Here is a 14,787-nt window from a genome sequence, read left to right as displayed (position 1 = left end):
AGAGCGGGGTCGTGCCATCGGCCAGGCGAACTCCGGCCTCCGGGCCGATGATCCGACCGCCGTGCTCAGCGATCGTGGTCTTACCGATCCGCACCACAACGGAGCCCATGATGACAACACCTCGACCCACCACACTCGAAGACCAGCCGATCCCGGTGCGAGTCAGACTCGCCGCGGCGTGGACAAGTGTCATGTTCCTGTACGCCTACGTGGACATTCTCAACTTCTTCACGCCCGGCGTCATCCAGGAAATCCTCGACGGCAAGGTCTTCGAATTCGACCTCTCCCAGACCTTTTCGACCACCGCGCTGACCCTCATGGCCGTCCCGATCTTCATGGTCGTGCTGTCGATGACGCTGCCCGCCAGGGTGACCCGCGTCGCGAACCTCGTCGTGGCTTCGCTCTACGTCCCGGTGACGGTATTCAACGCGATGGGCGAGTCCTGGCTGTACTTCTACGGTCTCGGCATCGTCCTGGAAGTGATCCTCCTCGTCTTCATCCTGCGGTCCGCCTGGACGTGGCCGCGCACGGCGTCGTCCCCGAGCGCGGGCACATCGCCGAAGACCGACGTGCTCAGCTCGTGAGGGCCTCGATCAGCGCGGATTCCAACGCTCCGTGCCGACCGATGAATCCACTCCGCTCGGCCCGTCTGAACGCACAGGATCACCCGATGAGGAGACAACGATGAAGACCGACAAGATGCTCCCGCCACCTACTCACCATCACCGATCGGAGACCACGACATGACCGCACCGGCCAAGGGCCCTGCCAGCTACTTCCCCGCCATCGAGAAGAAATACGGTCGCCCGATCGCGGAGTGGATCGACCTCATCCGGATGTCGCCGCTGATCAAGCACATGGAACTCGTCACCTGGTTGAAGTCCGAGTATGGCTTGGGCCACGGCCACGCCAACGCCCTGGTCGCGCACACGCGGGCAGAAAGCCGGTAACAGTCCTGACCTGCACGGGAGCGTGAAACAATCTCGCCGCCAAGACAACTCGGGTAGTTTCACGCCCGACGCGAGCATGGTCCCCTCCGTTGCAGTCGAAAGGAACATCTCTCATGACATCGGCAGCAGGCGTCACCGTGCACGACCAGGTGGTCGAGCAGTTCAACGACTTCAAGCTCAAGCGGCCACCGTTCGACTTCCGGTACTTCATCTACAAGATCGACAACGACTCGCAGATCGTCATCGAGTCCACGGGCCCCCTCGATGAGCCCTACGACGCGTTCTACAACACCTTGTCCGTGATCAAGGACCAGTGCCGTTACGCACTCGTCGACCTCGAAGTCACGACCAGCGACGGGCGGCCGACCTCGAAGGTCGTCTTCATCAGCTGGTCACCCGACACCGCGACGATCAAGAGCAAGATGATGTACGCCAGCAGCAAGGAGGCCATCCGGCGCGTTCTGGTCGGCGTGGGCATCCACCTCAACGTCACCGATGTCTCCGAGCTCGAATACGACTACGTGCTCGACAGCGTCAAGAAGTACCTCTGACACTCCCTTGGGCCGGTTTTCGCTGGTAGAGCCCTCATCGACGGAATAGTCGATTCCGACCTCGGACACGTCCCTGTCCGAGGTCGGTCCGTCGACGCCCTGTTCGGATCCGGTGGCTGCGGGACAGCTCACTTCCGCCAGAACAAATGATGGACGATGCCACTCGCGCTCGGCACCCGCTCCAGATGGAACCGGTCGGTCAGCTCATCCGGGGTCTGCCAGAGACGCTCGCCCCGCTCGAGCACCACGTCCGGGACCATCGCGCAGTGCAGCGAGTCGATGAGGTCGGCCGCGAGGAACTCCCGCACCGTGGCCACGCCGCCGCCGATTCGCACATCCTTGCCGTCGGCAGCCACGAACGCTTCCTTCAGCGCGTCCTGCGGTGACGCGTCGAGGAAGTGAAAAGTAGTGTCGCCCAAGGTGAACGAGGGTCGCGGGTGATGGGTGAGGACGAACACCGGAGTGTGGAACGGCGGCTCGTCACCCCACCAACCCTGCCAGTCGAAGTTCTCCCACGGTCCACGCTGCGGCCCGAACTTGTTGCGGCCCATGATCTCCGCGCCGATATTGTTGTGGAAGTCGCGCGTGAAGTAGTCGTCGAGCCCTTCACTGCCACCCGGCTCCGAACGATTCGGCCAGTGCGCTGTCGCCCCCGCCCAGGACGCCAGCTTCGACGGATCGGCGTGCCCGAACGGCCGCTCCCGACTCTGCCCTTCGCCCGCCCCGAACCCATCGGCCGACAACATGAAATTCTGCACCCGCACTCGCTGAACCATTCCGAACCCTTCCGATCGCACCGGTCAAGTAGTTGCGAACCTACTCCCGTGGTGTGACATATCAGTGCCGGTATCTACCGTTCCGACGGCCGCACAGTTCGACGGTGGCTGTAGAGCGCCTCGGGTACGGCACGGGCCAGCTTGCGCTGTAGACGACGAAGGATCTTGATCGTCTCCTCATCGGTCAGCCCGGTGGTGATCGACCACTCGACTCCCGACCCGAAGACATCGCTGGCGAAGACGAACTCGGTCGCGACCAACGCACGTCGCCAGTTTCTGCCGCTCAGCGGTTCGCTCGCTTCCAGTGCCGAACGAATCCGCCGCTCCTGCTCAAGCAGATCGGCCACGCTCAGGAAATCCATCGCCACCGCCAGCTCCTCGGTGCACCCAGCCGGGCCGAACCATTCTCCCAATCCTCGCCGCAAGAGCAGTCGCTCGGCCATCGTCAGTTGGATCTCCACCAGGGAATCCGGATCCATTCACCCAGGATGGACCAACTCGCGCTGATGGCCCGAATCGGCATTCGGGCCTGTTTGCCCCCTGGGGGCACCGGGTAGTCGGCCTCCGATCAGAATGAGATGTGGGATGGCCGAGAGTGTTGTCGAGCGCGAGTCACCGCCGCGGAGCTGGTCGGAGGGCCCCTCGGCGCTGCGGGGGCGGTCGTGGTGGGGTGTACTGCGCCGCACCACGACCGAGTTCAGGGACGACAATGTGACCGATTGGGCGGCCGCGCTCACCTACTACAGTGTGATGTCGCTGTTTCCCGGGATCATCGTGCTCACCGCGATCCTCGGGCTGCTCCAGCCCTCGGCGACCGACTCGCTCATTCAGACCATCGAGCAGCTGGGCCCCGATCCGGGGACCGATCTGCTCGTCGACGCCATCAGGGAACTCCAGGGCTCGCGTTCTCTGGCGGGTCCGCTGGCGATCATCGGCGTGGTGACCGCGCTGTGGACAGCGTCGGGTTACATCGGCACTTTCATTCGAGCCGCAAACACCGTCTATGACACCGACGAGGGCCGTCCCCTCTGGAAGACGCTGCCCTTGCGTGTCGGGCTGACCGCGGTGATGGTGCTGCTGATCGCGCTGTGCGTGGTCGGTGTGCTGTTCACCGGCAGGTTCGCCGAAGCCGCAGGTGAACAGCTGGGGGTCGGTTCGGTCGGGGTGTTGATCTGGGACATCGTCAAGTGGCCGGTTCTCGCCGTTCTGGTCAGTCTTGCGATCGCCCTGCTGTACTGGGCCGCGCCCAACGCACAGCAGCCGGGGTTCCGGTGGTTGTCCCCGGCAGCGTGCTCGCGGTGCTGCTGTGGATCATCGCCTCGGCCGGTTTCACCGTCTACGTGGCCAATTTCGGTTCCTACAACAAGGTCTACGGCTCGCTGGCCGGTGCTGTCGCGTTCCTCGTGTGGTTGTGGATCGGCAATGTGGCGGTGCTGCTCGGTGCGGAATTCAACGCCGAACTGGCGCGTGGCAAACGCATCGAACAGGGCCAGCCACCCGAGCAGGAACCTGTCCTACCCCCGCGGGAAGAACCCGAATAGGACGCGGACTGTCTACCTCCGGGGGGCTCCACGCGACCGCAGGTATGAGCCACCAGCACCAGGGGCTATCGCGTCACATCACGTCGTGTACCCGGCGTGGAGGGGCGGTTGCGTCGCCAGATATCGGTGGACAGCACCGTCGCGAACAGGCACCACACCGCATACGGCACGAGCGCACCCCCTGCCCGCCGGTCCACCCGCAGAGTCCGTCGTGTCAGATCCGCCGAACTCGCGGCGAGCACGCCTGCGGTGAGCGCGGCGGCGCCGGTGCGGTGGGCTCGGAAAAAGATCCAGCTCCATGCGGAGTTGACCGCCAGGTTCGCGGCCAGAACACGCAGGTATGCGGTCCGATCTCGCTGCGTGGTGTGGTCGGCCGCGTACGCCGAGGACACTGCGATATCGGCGTAGAGCGCGGTCCACACGAGCGGAAACACCGGCGCGGGCGGCTGATATCCAGGCTTGCGCAGGGCGCGGTACCAGGCCGATCGCGCCCCCTGCCCGGCGAGCGAGCCGACTCCCGCGGCGGACGCGGCGAGGAGCGCCGTGACAGCCAGTGTGCGAGGCCGGGCGAAGTCGCCGCGTGCTGGAAATTCGCTCATATCCGCGGCCTTACCCCGGCGGACCACGGGGAAACAGCGAGTGCGTCGTCGCGTCGCGGAACGCCGCCCAGAACGCGCCGGGCGGACACGCGTGGGGATTCGGCGACGCGTCGTCGTCAGGTACTGGGCCGATACCGCTGGTTATCGACGCGCGTCAGTAGTAGACCGGTCCCGGGACGCCGCCGCCTGCCGCGACGGCGTCGCCGGTGATGGCGACGCTGCGGGGTGAGGCCAGGAATGTCACCACGTCGGCGACCTCGCTCGCGTCGATGATTCGGCGGATCGAGTTCTTGACCAGCTGTGCTTCCAGCTCGCTCACCTCGCCGCCGTCTTGTTCGGCCTGGTGGGTGAGGCGTTCGGTGAGTCGCTCGGTGCGGGTGAGTCCTGGATGGACGACTGTCACGTTGACGCCGTGGGGGCCCAATTCGTCGGCGAGGTTCTTGGTCAGCGCGGATACGCTCACGTTGCGGATGGTCTGGCCGATCGAATTGGCCTGGCGCGCACCGAGTCCGCTGATATTGATGATCCGGCCCCAGCCCTGCTCCACCAGCTGGGGTGCGACGGCGCGGGCCGTTCGCAGGTAGCCGAGCACCTTGATCTCGACTTCCCGACGGACCACGTCGTCGGTCGTGGCTTGCAGATCGCCGCCCGCGCCCGCGCTCCAGGGGGCGGCCGCGGAGTTCACCAGGATGTCCACGCCGCCCAGTTCGGCGACGGCGCGCGCCACCAGGTCCCGGACCTGGTCGTCGTCACCGGTGTCGGTCGGTACCGCGACCACCCGCCGCCCGGACTGCCGGGCGATGTCCTGTGCCGCGGCGATCAGCGGTTGCGCCGACCGTGCCGCCAGGACCAGATCCACTCCCTCGGCCGCGAGCCCCCGCGCGACAGCGAGCCCGATTCCCTTGCTCGCGCCGGTGACGATCGCCCGTTTTCCATCCAGTCCCAGATCCACGCTCCGACGTTAACAACCCGGCCCGCCTCGTCACCTGATCCCGCTCGAGCTGATCGATATCCAACCCATCGCGAACAATGCTCTAGCCTGGCTGCCGAACCGACGAACCAGCTAGCTATTTTCCGTCACCCCCCGTTCGGGATTACGACCCCTCCTGACGAGCACCTCGTCCGGCTCCATGCCCAGCCTCGCGGCGATCTCCACGGCCGACAGTTCGGTGCTCTTCACCGAGAAATACGAGTACTGGTTGACCTTCACGGTGTGGATCCCACCACGGCGACGGCGAATCCACGAGGGGTTTTCGGTGCCCTCCGGTCAGTCGAGGCAGAATTCGTTGCCCTCGATGTCTTGCATGACCAGGCACGACTCTTCGATGCCGTCGGCGAGCAGGAGGCGTACGCGGGTGGCGCCGAGTGCTTGCAGGCGGGTGCATTCGGCTTCGAGGGCGGCTACTCGCTCGTCGCCGACGAGGCCGGTGCCGACGCGGACGTCGATGTGCACGCGGTTCTTCACGACTTTGCCCTCGGGGACGCGCTGGAAGAACAGGCGTGGGCCCACTCCCGCAGGGTCGACGCACGCTGATCCTCGGTGCTCGTACCCCAGGACTTCGGACCAGAAGTGGGCTACGCGTTCGGGTTCGGCGCAGTCGAAGGTGACTTGGATCTGTTTGGTCGACACCATGGGGCGACGATATCGGCGGAGGCTTGCGCGAAGCGAGGGGATTTCGCGTCGTGGCGTGCCACGGCGGGGCCGGGCGAATTTGCTTCGGCTGCGCTGAATTCGCTGCGTGCGGAGACGCTGGGTCCGGCCGCGCCGGGCGCCGCTGACCGGCCGGGTGGTCAGTAGGGTATGCGCAAACTCGACCAGTTCAGGGAGGCGCATCATGGCGGTTCGCACTGCCGTATTCGACGTGAATGCGGCCGACGGTGCCGCCGATGTCTTTCTCGCCCATCCCGACGACGGCGCGCCGCACCCCGCGGTGCTGGTGTTCGCCGACGCGTTCGGGCCGCGGCCCTCGGTCCACCGTGACGCCGAACGCCTCGCCGCCCTCGGCTTCACGGTGCTCGTGCCGAATGTGCTGTACCGCCATGGTTCCGCGCCGGTGGTCGATCTCCCGGACTTCATCGGCGCCGATCAGCGCGGCGAGATCTTCGGCCAGCTGCGTCCGCTCTTGACCGCGTTGACACCCGACCTCGTCGTCGCCGACGCCGGGGCGTATCTGCGGTGGCTGGCGGACTCCCCGCTGACCACCGGCAACCCGGTCGGTCTCGCCGGGTACTGTATGGGCGTCCGCAACGCGCTGCACACCGCCGCCGCCCATCCCGACCGGGTAGCGGCGGTGGCCGGTTTCCACGGTGGTCGGCTGGCCACGGACGAGCCCACCAGCCCGCACACCGTCGTGGACAGGATCGCCGCCGAGGTCTACCTCGCCCACGCCGACGCAGATCCCGGACTACCAGCCGACCAGATCGAGCGTCTCGACGCGGCACTCACCGCAGCGGGTATCACCTTTCGCACCGAGGTCTACCCCGGCGCCTCCCACGGCTTCACCCAATCCGATACCGACATCTACAACGCCGAGGCCGATGCCCGGCATTGGGCCGAGCTGACCACGTTGTTCACGCGCGTGCTGCGCTGAGCCGACGTCACCTCCGCCCGGCTCTGCGGAGCGCCGGGTCGGCCAGCGCGTCGGGGATCTTGCCGGTGTCACGCTCGGCGAACACTGTTCCCGGCGGGACGATCTCGTCGATGCGGTCCAGGATGTCGTGGGTCAGGGTGATGTCGGCCGCGGCGAGGTAGGTGTCGAGGTGGGTGCCGGTGCGGGGGCCGATAATCGTGGCGGTGACGTCGGGGTGGGCCAGGACGAACCCGATCGCGAGCTGGATGAGGGTCAGGCCCGATTCCTCGGCGAGGGCGGCCAGGGCGTCGGCGGCGGCGAGCTTGTCGGCATTGGCGGGCGCCTCGATGTCGAATCTGCCGGGGATCAGGTCGGCCCGGTGTGAGGACGGTTGGCGCGCGCCGAGGCGGTAGCCACCCGACAGCCAACCGGCGGCGAGCGGGCCGTAGGTGAGCACGCCCAGGCCGTAGGCGCGGGCGATCGGCAAGGTCTCGCGTTCGATGCCGCGGATCAGCGGCGAGTACGGAACCTGTTCGGTGGCCGGGCGATTCGCCTTCGTCCGGTCGGCGATCCACTGGGCTTCGATCAGTTCCCCGGGGGAGAACACCGAGGTGCCGTAGTAGCGGATCTTGCCCGCCCGGACCAGGTCGTCGAGGGTGGCGACGGTCTCCTCGAGCGCGGTCACCGATTCGGGGCGATGCACCTGGTAGAGGTCGAGGTGGTCGGTGCCGAGGCGACGTAACGAGTCCTCCACGGCGCGGATGATCCAGCGCCGGGAGTTGCCGCGGTGGGTGGGGTCGTCGTCGACGGCATTGTGGAACTTGCTGGCCAGCACGACCTCGTCGCGGCGCTCGCGCAGCGCCTTGCCGACGATGATCTCCGACTCGCCCCGGGAGTAGGTGTCGGCGGTGTCGACCACGGTGACCCCGGCGTCGAGCGCGCGGTGGATGAGCGCGACGGACTCCTCGTGGGTGGTGCCGCCGCGGCTCCCGAAGTTCATGGTGCCCAGGACGAACGGGCTCACCCGGACGCCGGTGCGGCCGAGTACGCGCAGGTCGGACAGGCTCATCGGGTGGCTCCGATCGTGGGGCGGCGACGGGTGGCCGCGTCGGTGAGCGACGGCGGCAGATAGCCTTCGTCGGCGGGGCTGAGGGTGGTTCCCGGGGCGACGATCTCGTCGATCCGGTCGAGGATGTCCTCGCTCAGGCGCACGTCGACGGCGCCGAGCTGGGACTCCAATTGCGCGAGAGTCCGGGGACCGATGATGACCGTGCTCACCGCCGGGTGCTGCAGCACGAATGCCAGCGAGAGGTGCACGAGCGAGAGCCCGACGTCGTCGGCGAGCTTGCCCAGCTCCTCGGCGGCGGCCCGTTTGCGCTTGTTGGCGGCCAACTCGGGATCGTGCCGGTGGGGTTGGCGTGCCAGCCGACTCGACACCGGAGCCTGTTCGCCCGCCCGGTAGCGGCCCGAGAGCCAACCACCGGCCAGGGGGCTCCAGGTGAGCACGCCGAGGCCGTAGCGTTCGGCGATGGGCAGGGTGGCGCGTTCGGCGCCGCGGGCCAGGATCGAATACGGCGGCTGCTCGGTGCTCGGGCGCCGCAGGTTGCGGTCGCGCGCCACCCATTGGGCCTCGACCAGTTGGTGCGGCTCGAAGGTGGTGGTGCCGTAGTAGCGGATCTTGCCCGCGCGCACCAGATCGTCGAGGGCGCGCAGTGTCTCCTCGATCGGGACATCCGGGTCGGGGCGGTGCACCTGGTAGAGGTCGAGGTGGTCGGTGCCGAGGCGACGCAGCGAGTCCTCCACGGCGCGGATGATCCAGCGCCGGGAGTTGCCGCGATGGGTGGGGTCGGTGCCGATCCGGCCGTGGAACTTGCTCGCGAGCACCACGTCGTCGCGGCGACCGCGCAGGGCCTTGCCGACGATCTCCTCGTTCTCTCCCTGGGAGTAGACGTCGGCGGTGTCGACGACGGTGATGCCCGCGTCGAGCGCGCGATGGATGATCGTCGCCGCGTCGTCGTGGTTGGGGTTTGCCCAGGCGCCGAAGTTCATGGCGCCCAGGGTGAGTGGGCTCACCAGTACGCCGGTGTGGCCGAGGTAGCGAGAGGTCATGGGGTGGTTGTCACTTTCCGGTGGCGGAGACGGTGGCGAAGGAGTTCGCCGGAACGGGGACCTCGAGGTGGCCGCGCAGGGTGCTGTGCTCGTAGCCGTGGCGGAACAGGCCGCGTGCGCGGAGTTCGGGGACGACCTGGTCGACGAAATCGGTCAGGTAGTCGGGCAGGACCGCCGGGATGATGGTGAACCCGTCGACGCCGCCGTGGCGGAACCACCGCTCGATGTGGTCGGCGACCGTGCGCGGGGTGCCGATGACCACCCGGTGCCCGCCGAGGAACTCGGTGAGCAGTTGCCGCACGGTGTGACCGGTTTCGAGCGCGTAGCCGGTGATGGTGGCGAAGAAGCCCTGGGGACCGATCCGGCCTTCGGGCAGGGTGGTGAGTCGGTGTGGGAGCGGGGCGTCGAGGTCGAGGTCCTCGTCCGGATAGCCGAGCCAGCGGGCGAGCTGACGCACCGGCGCGCTGTCGGGATGCAGGCGGGCCTGCAACGCGTCGAAGCGCGCGCGGGCCTCGGCCTCGGTCGCGCCGAGAACCGGGACCAGACCGGGCAGGATCCGGATCGAGGCGCCGTCGCGGCCGGAAGCGGTGGCGGCCGAACGGATCTCGTCGGAGAACGTCCGCGAGGCCGACAGGCTCAGCTGCGTCGTGTAGATCGCCTCGGCGTGGGCCGCCGCGAACGCGCGACCCTGCGGGGACGCTCCGGCCTGGACCAGGACGGGACGGCCCTGCGGTGAGCGCAGCACAGTGAGCGGTCCGGCGACGGAGTAGAACTCGCCGCGATGGTCCACCGCGTGCACCCGATCGGGGTCGGCGAACACACCGGCGTCCTGGTCACCGATCACCGCGTCGGATTCCCAGCTGTCCCAGAGCTTCTGGGTGAGGCCGACGTATTCGCTCGCGCGGCGGTAGCGTTCGTCGCGCTCGGGCAAATCATGGATGCCGAAGTTGCGGGCCGCGTTCGGTTCGAAGGTGGTGACCACGTTCCAGCCAGCCCGGCCGCCGCTCACATGATCGAGCGACAGGATCCGCCGCGCGAGGTTGTACGGCAGGTTGAGCGAGGTGGTGGCGGTGGGGATCAGCCCGATCCGCTCGGTCGACACGGCCAGCGCCGAGGTGAGCAGGATCGGATCGAGGGTGGCCGCGGGCGCGCGGGCGATGCCCGGCTGCTGCACTGGGATGTCGGGGAACAGCAGACCGTCCAGGGCGCCGCGTTCGGCGTCGGCGGCCACCCGCTGGTAGTGCGACAGCTGGATGAACGCGTCGGCGGGCAGGCCGGGTTCTAGCCAGGCGGCCGGGTGATAGCCCGCGCTGCCGACATTGACGAGAAAATGCAGTCCGCGTGCCATCAGGCAGCTCCTTCCGCGATGGTGCCCCGGTAGGCCGGGACGGGCAGGCCGAGGTGACCGCGCAGGGTGGTCGCCTCGTAGTCGGTGCGGAACACGCCGCGTGCGCGCAGGATCGGCACGACACCGTCGACGAAGTCGTCGAAACCGCCGGGCAGCACATCGGGCATCAGGTTGAAGCCGTCGGCGATACCCTTGTCGACCCAGTCGACGATGGCGTCGGCGATCTGTTCCGGTGTGCCGGTGACGATCCGGTGTCCCGCGCCGCCGCCCAGTCTGCGCAGCAACTGGCGCACGGTGAGGTTCTCGCGGTGGGCCAGCCCGAGCGCGATCTTGTAGAAGGTCTGCGACCCGCCCGCCTCGTCGGGATCGGCGAGCAGATGCCACGGCAGCGGACCGTCGAGGACGAGATCGTCGCGCTCCACGCCGAGTTGGGTCGCCAGCCGGTCCAGCGCGTATTCCGGGGGCACCAGTTCGGCCAGCAATTCACGACGGCGGGTGGCCTCGGCCTCAGTGGACCCGATCACGGTCGAGAGCCCGGGCAGCACCAGGACGTCCTGGGCGCGGCGACCATAGCCCACCGCCCGGGCTTTGACGTCGCGGTAGTACTCCCCCGCCTCGTCCTCGGTCTGGGCGGCGGTGAAGATCACCTCGCCGAACCGGGCCGCCAGGGCGCGTCCGTCCTTCGACGCGCCCGCCTGCACCACCACCGGTTCGCCCTGCGGCGAGCGGGGCACGTTCAGCGCTCCGGCCACGTCGAAGTGCTGGCCGCGGTGCTCGGCGGCGTGGATGCGGGCGGGGTCGGCGAAACGGTGGGTGGCCTTGTCCCCGACCAGCGCGTCGGGCTCCCAGCTGTTCCAGAGAGTGCGCACCACCTCGACGAATTCGGCGGCGCGCTCGTAGCGGGCGGCGTGGGCCGGTTCAGCATCGAAACCGAAGTTGCGGGCGGCGTCGGCGCCCGCGGTGGTGACCACGTTCCAGCCGGTCCGGCCGCCGCTGAGCAGGTCGAGCGAGGCGAAGCGGCGGGCGACGTCGTAGGGGTCGTTGTAGCTCGACGAGAGGGTGGCGATCAGGCCGATCCGCTCGGTCGCCGCGGCGACGGCGGCCAGGATCACGGTCGGTTCGAGGCTGTTGAACGGCCGGTAGCGGATGTCGTCGCGGAGGGCGGGACCGTCGGCGAGGAAGATCGCGTCGAAGGCGGCCTCCTCGGCACGCCGGGCGATCCGCACGTAGTGGTCGAGGGTGAAACTCGCGGCCGGATCGGTGCCGGGGAAGCGCCACGATCCGCCGAACACGCCCGCGTTGAGGATGTTGACGTTGAGGTGCACGGAAGTCATGCGGGTGTCACTCTCCTGGTCAGGTCCGGACCCCCCGAAGGCGGTCGAACGCATATCTGTGCGGTCCACCGGAATTCGCCGGACAATGGCGTCCGGGGGTGCGGAACGAATAGTTGCGAGTCAGTATCGGAACGGTCCGTGCCGCCGAACAAGACAGCCGGTCTACAGGATTCGTTCAGTTTTTCTCGAAGGTCTACGACGCCATTTGTTCGGGGACATCGATACCGCGCAACGCGCGGATGGCCGCCCCGATGGCGGGCCGTTCCAGTGACGCCTGCCGATAGGTCACGCCGACCTGACGTGACCCGTCGGCGATGGTGCAGGCGATCAGCGACCGGTACTGCGGCGGCACCGACATCTGCGGCACCACCGCGACTCCCAGCCCGTGCGCGACGATCTCGGCCATCCCGGCGAAGCTGCCGCTGCGGTGCTCGATCCGCGGCGCGAAGCCCGCCTCGCGGCACGCGTACATCACCGACACGATCGAGGGCGCGCCGTCGCGGGCGGTGATCCAGTCCGCGTCGCGCACCGCCGCCAGGCCCGACTGGCGGGCTCGTTCCCGCAGGCCGGGTGGGGCGAGCAGCACCAGCGGGTCACCGAAGAGGAACTCCGAGGACAACCCGAGCGGCAGATCACGCGACCGGAAGGAGTACGAGTAGGTGATCGCGATGTCGACCTCCTGCTGACGCACCGCGGGTACCGAGTCCACCGGCATCATGTCCACCACCCGCACCCGCAACCCGGGGTGCTCGGTCATCAGCTTCGCGGCGGCGGGCAGCGCGAGCCGGGTCTGCGCGGTGCGGAAGGTGGCCAGGGTGAGCACCCCGGTGATCGCTTCCGCGGTCGCGGCCACCGCGCTCTCGGCCTCCTCGAGGGCGGCGATGACGCGCGAGGTGTAGTCGACGAGTACCCGGCCCGCGTGCGTCAGGCGCAGCACCCGACCTTCGCGGCGGGTGAGCACGGCACCCACCTCCTCCTCCAGGATGCGCAATTGCTGCGACACCGCGGAGGTGGTGATTCCGTGCAGTTCCGAGACCGCGGTCATGGTGGTTCGTTCCGCGAGATCACGCAACAGGACAAGGCGGCGGATGTCGTACATTGCGTTCCTCGCTTCGACCGGTTGTCATCCGGATGTCTCATGATCCGCATCGGTGACATTCCAGGAAATCCTTACGATCAGAGCGATTCTGTGCAGTCGCGCTACGCCGTTCGGGCGACCGACGCCGTCCGCGGCACACGTCGGATCGTGAAGGTGGACTACGAAATCGGTGCAGTCATTCTTGCCGATCCGAAATCGCGGAATGCGTGGTCGCCGGGCTTAATCTCCGGAGTGCACGCAGCACCATCCTCTCCGACGAAAGATCGACCACCGCAATGAGGAATATCCGATTTCGCAGACTCCTGGCCTCCGGCACCGCGGCCATCGCACTCGCGTCGGCGCTGGCCGCCTGCGGTGGCGGCTCGTCGGCGCCGGGCGAGGCCGCGGGCGACCCCGTGTTCGGCGGCACGCTCACCTTCTACGACCCGATCGAGTACACGGCCTGGTTGCCGACCAACTCGATCTGGTCCAACAGCCAGGTCGCCAACAATCTGGCCGAGCGCCTCACCTGGCAGGATCCCGCCTCCGGCGAGATCAAGCCCTGGCTGGCTGAGTCCTGGGAGATCAGTCCCGACAAGCTGACGTACACCTTCCGGCTGCGTCCCGGCGTCACCTTCAGCAACGGTGACCCGGTCGACGCCGCGATCGTGAAGGCCAACTACGACCAGCACGCCCTGGGCGACAAGGCCCTCGGCATCCCACCCGACCGGTTCTTCTCCGACTATCGGTCGGCCACGGTGATCGACCCGCTGACCGTCGAGGTCGCCTTCACCAAGCCCAACGCGGGCTTCCTGCAGGTCGCCTCGTTCTACCGCGCCGGTTCGATTCTGGCCAGGCCGTTCCTGGAAAAGGATCTCAACGGCCAAGGGCAGGCGAAGAACTGGATCGGTTCCGGCCCGTTCGTGGTCGCCTCGGTCGAGGGCAATTCCGGCATCACCCTCACCCGGCGCGAGGACTACAACTGGGCGCCCACGGGTTCGGGACACCAGGGCAAGGCCTATCTCGAGCGGGTCGTGTTCAAGACGGTGCCCGAGGCGGGGACCCGTGTCGGCGCGCTGCAGTCCGGTGAGGCGCACATCGCCCGCAACATCACCCCCTACGACGAGGAGACGGTGACCGCCAGCGGCGGCCGCATCCTCGCCTTCCCGGTGCAGGGACAGACGAACAAGCTGTCGGCGCAACTGGATTCGGACTCGCCGATCCGCGAACGCGAGGTCCGCCTGGCACTGCAGGCCGCCACCGACCGCGCCGAGATCAATCAGACGGTCCTGTCCCCCAGCTATCCGATTCCGACCTCCATCCTGGTCGCGGGCACACCCCATCGCGGGGACGCGAGTGGATACCTGAACTACGACCTGGCCAAGGCGAATTCGCTGCTGGAGAACGCGGGCTGGCGGAAGGGCGGCGACGGCATCCGGGCCAAGGACGGCAAGCGCCTGCAGTTCGAGGTGTGGGTGGCCCCGTTCTATCAGGTGTCGCAGCCGGTGCTCGAACTGCTGCAGTCGCAGTGGAAGAAGGCCGGTGTCGAGCTGGTGATCCGCAGCGTGTCGCAGACCGAGTACGAGTCGATCCGCAATTCCCGCCCGGACACCTGGTCGCTGGTGCAGGGCCAGACCTCGCGCGCCGAGGCCGACGTGCTGCGCACCGCGTTCGACAGCACCGCCCAGAACGAGTTCTTCGCACCGGTGCCCGATCAGGTCCTCGACGGACTGGTCCGCGCGCAGGCGTTCGAGTTCGATCCCGCCGCCCGCGCCAAGGCGGTGCAGGCCATCGAGGACCGGGTCTTCGGTGAGGCGTACGCGATCCCGCTCTACGACGAGACCCAGGTGTTCGGCCTCGCGCCGAACGTGCACGGATTCAGTACCGAGTCCACGGCGCGGACGTGGCTCTACGACACCTGGATCGGGTAG

Annotated in this window: 17 protein-coding genes and 1 pseudogene; 7 read left to right on the top strand and 11 right to left on the bottom strand. The window is 67.8% G+C overall.

The window, feature by feature from the left end; translation table 11 throughout:
- Positions 1 to 107 precede the first annotated feature (107 nt).
- From QC180_RS27795 to QC180_RS27785, 3 genes are all read left to right on the top strand, one after another.
- Positions 108 to 584, top strand: a complete 477-nt coding sequence (locus QC180_RS27795) for a DUF6326 family protein (protein WP_347567361.1) — start codon at positions 108 to 110, stop codon at positions 582 to 584.
- A gap of 159 nt (positions 585 to 743) precedes the next feature.
- Entirely contained in the window at positions 744 to 950 is a 207-nt protein-coding gene (locus QC180_RS27790; protein ID WP_278265801.1) for a DUF4287 domain-containing protein, read from the top strand.
- Between the two features lie 113 nt (positions 951 to 1,063).
- Positions 1,064 to 1,501 carry an actin-binding ADF family protein gene (locus QC180_RS27785; RefSeq protein WP_278265800.1) on the top strand — a complete coding sequence of 146 codons (438 nt, stop codon included), beginning with the start codon at positions 1,064 to 1,066 and terminating at the stop codon, positions 1,499 to 1,501.
- Positions 1,502 to 1,629: 128 nt separating this feature from the next.
- Here the strand turns inward: QC180_RS27785 and QC180_RS27780 are convergent, their stop codons facing one another.
- Both QC180_RS27780 and QC180_RS27775 read right to left on the bottom strand, forming a co-directional pair.
- Positions 1,630 to 2,277: a dihydrofolate reductase family protein gene (locus tag QC180_RS27780; protein WP_278265799.1), complete on the bottom strand. Its 648-nt coding sequence runs from the start codon at positions 2,275 to 2,277 to the stop codon at positions 1,630 to 1,632.
- 74 nt (positions 2,278 to 2,351) lie between these two features.
- Positions 2,352 to 2,756: a hypothetical protein gene (locus tag QC180_RS27775; RefSeq protein ID WP_278265798.1), complete on the bottom strand. Its 405-nt coding sequence runs from the start codon at positions 2,754 to 2,756 to the stop codon at positions 2,352 to 2,354.
- A 94-nt stretch (positions 2,757 to 2,850) separates the two neighbouring features.
- Here QC180_RS27775 and QC180_RS27770 point away from each other — a divergent pair.
- Positions 2,851 to 3,818, top strand: a pseudogene (locus tag QC180_RS27770) (YihY/virulence factor BrkB family protein).
- Positions 3,819 to 3,883: 65 nt separating this feature from the next.
- Here the strand turns inward: QC180_RS27770 and QC180_RS27760 are convergent.
- The 4 genes from QC180_RS27760 to QC180_RS27745 all read right to left on the bottom strand — a co-directional run bounded on the left by QC180_RS27760 (position 3,884) and on the right by QC180_RS27745 (position 6,050).
- Positions 3,884 to 4,417 (bottom strand): TspO/MBR family protein, encoded by a 534-nt coding sequence (locus QC180_RS27760; RefSeq protein ID WP_278265796.1) that lies wholly within the window; start codon positions 4,415 to 4,417, stop codon positions 3,884 to 3,886.
- A 154-nt stretch (positions 4,418 to 4,571) separates the two neighbouring features.
- On the bottom strand, positions 4,572 to 5,369 hold the full coding sequence (locus QC180_RS27755) for an SDR family NAD(P)-dependent oxidoreductase (protein ID WP_278265795.1): 798 nt from the start codon (positions 5,367 to 5,369) through the stop codon (positions 4,572 to 4,574).
- Positions 5,370 to 5,480: 111 nt separating this feature from the next.
- Entirely contained in the window at positions 5,481 to 5,627 is a 147-nt protein-coding gene (locus QC180_RS27750; RefSeq protein ID WP_278265794.1) for a hypothetical protein, read from the bottom strand.
- Positions 5,628 to 5,684: 57 nt separating this feature from the next.
- The gene (locus QC180_RS27745) at positions 5,685 to 6,050 is read right to left on the bottom strand and encodes a VOC family protein (RefSeq protein ID WP_278265793.1); all 366 of its coding nucleotides are present in this window, start codon (positions 6,048 to 6,050) and stop codon (positions 5,685 to 5,687) included.
- A 202-nt stretch (positions 6,051 to 6,252) separates the two neighbouring features.
- On the opposite strand from QC180_RS27745, the gene QC180_RS27740 reads away from it, so the two are divergent.
- Positions 6,253 to 7,008, top strand: coding sequence for a dienelactone hydrolase family protein (locus QC180_RS27740; protein ID WP_278265792.1), 756 nt, complete (start codon positions 6,253 to 6,255; stop codon positions 7,006 to 7,008).
- A 7-nt stretch (positions 7,009 to 7,015) separates the two neighbouring features.
- Here QC180_RS27740 and QC180_RS27735 read toward each other — a convergent pair whose 3' ends face one another.
- From QC180_RS27735 to QC180_RS27715, 5 genes are all read right to left on the bottom strand, one after another.
- Complete coding sequence (locus QC180_RS27735; RefSeq protein ID WP_278265791.1) at positions 7,016 to 8,056, bottom strand: aldo/keto reductase; 1,041 nt, start codon at positions 8,054 to 8,056, stop codon at positions 7,016 to 7,018.
- Positions 8,053 to 9,096, bottom strand: coding sequence for an aldo/keto reductase (locus QC180_RS27730; RefSeq protein ID WP_278265790.1), 1,044 nt, complete (start codon positions 9,094 to 9,096; stop codon positions 8,053 to 8,055). The genes QC180_RS27735 and QC180_RS27730 overlap by 4 nt, the downstream gene beginning before the upstream one ends.
- Positions 9,097 to 9,106: 10 nt before the next feature.
- Positions 9,107 to 10,444: an NtaA/DmoA family FMN-dependent monooxygenase gene (locus QC180_RS27725; RefSeq protein ID WP_278265789.1), complete on the bottom strand. Its 1,338-nt coding sequence runs from the start codon at positions 10,442 to 10,444 to the stop codon at positions 9,107 to 9,109.
- On the bottom strand, positions 10,444 to 11,778 hold the full coding sequence (locus tag QC180_RS27720) for an LLM class flavin-dependent oxidoreductase (RefSeq protein WP_278265788.1): 1,335 nt from the start codon (positions 11,776 to 11,778) through the stop codon (positions 10,444 to 10,446). Before QC180_RS27720 ends, QC180_RS27725 begins: the two co-directional genes overlap by 1 nt.
- Before the next feature lie 193 nt (positions 11,779 to 11,971).
- Entirely contained in the window at positions 11,972 to 12,823 is an 852-nt protein-coding gene (locus QC180_RS27715; protein WP_278265787.1) for a LysR substrate-binding domain-containing protein, read from the bottom strand.
- Here QC180_RS27715 and QC180_RS27710 point away from each other — a divergent pair.
- Together QC180_RS27710 and QC180_RS27705 are read left to right on the top strand one after the other, a co-directional pair.
- Positions 12,800 to 13,156 carry a hypothetical protein gene (locus QC180_RS27710; RefSeq protein ID WP_278265786.1) on the top strand — a complete coding sequence of 119 codons (357 nt, stop codon included), beginning with the start codon at positions 12,800 to 12,802 and terminating at the stop codon, positions 13,154 to 13,156. The two genes, QC180_RS27715 and QC180_RS27710, sit on opposite strands and share 24 nt — an antisense overlap.
- On the top strand, positions 13,153 to 14,787 hold the full coding sequence (locus QC180_RS27705) for an ABC transporter substrate-binding protein (RefSeq protein WP_278265785.1): 1,635 nt from the start codon (positions 13,153 to 13,155) through the stop codon (positions 14,785 to 14,787). The genes QC180_RS27710 and QC180_RS27705 overlap by 4 nt, the downstream gene beginning before the upstream one ends.

The sequence above is a fragment of the Nocardia anocheti genome, from assembly GCF_029675105.1.
Classification (GTDB): domain Bacteria; phylum Actinomycetota; class Actinomycetes; order Mycobacteriales; family Mycobacteriaceae; genus Nocardia.
This window is presented reverse-complemented; position numbering and strand designations above follow the sequence as displayed.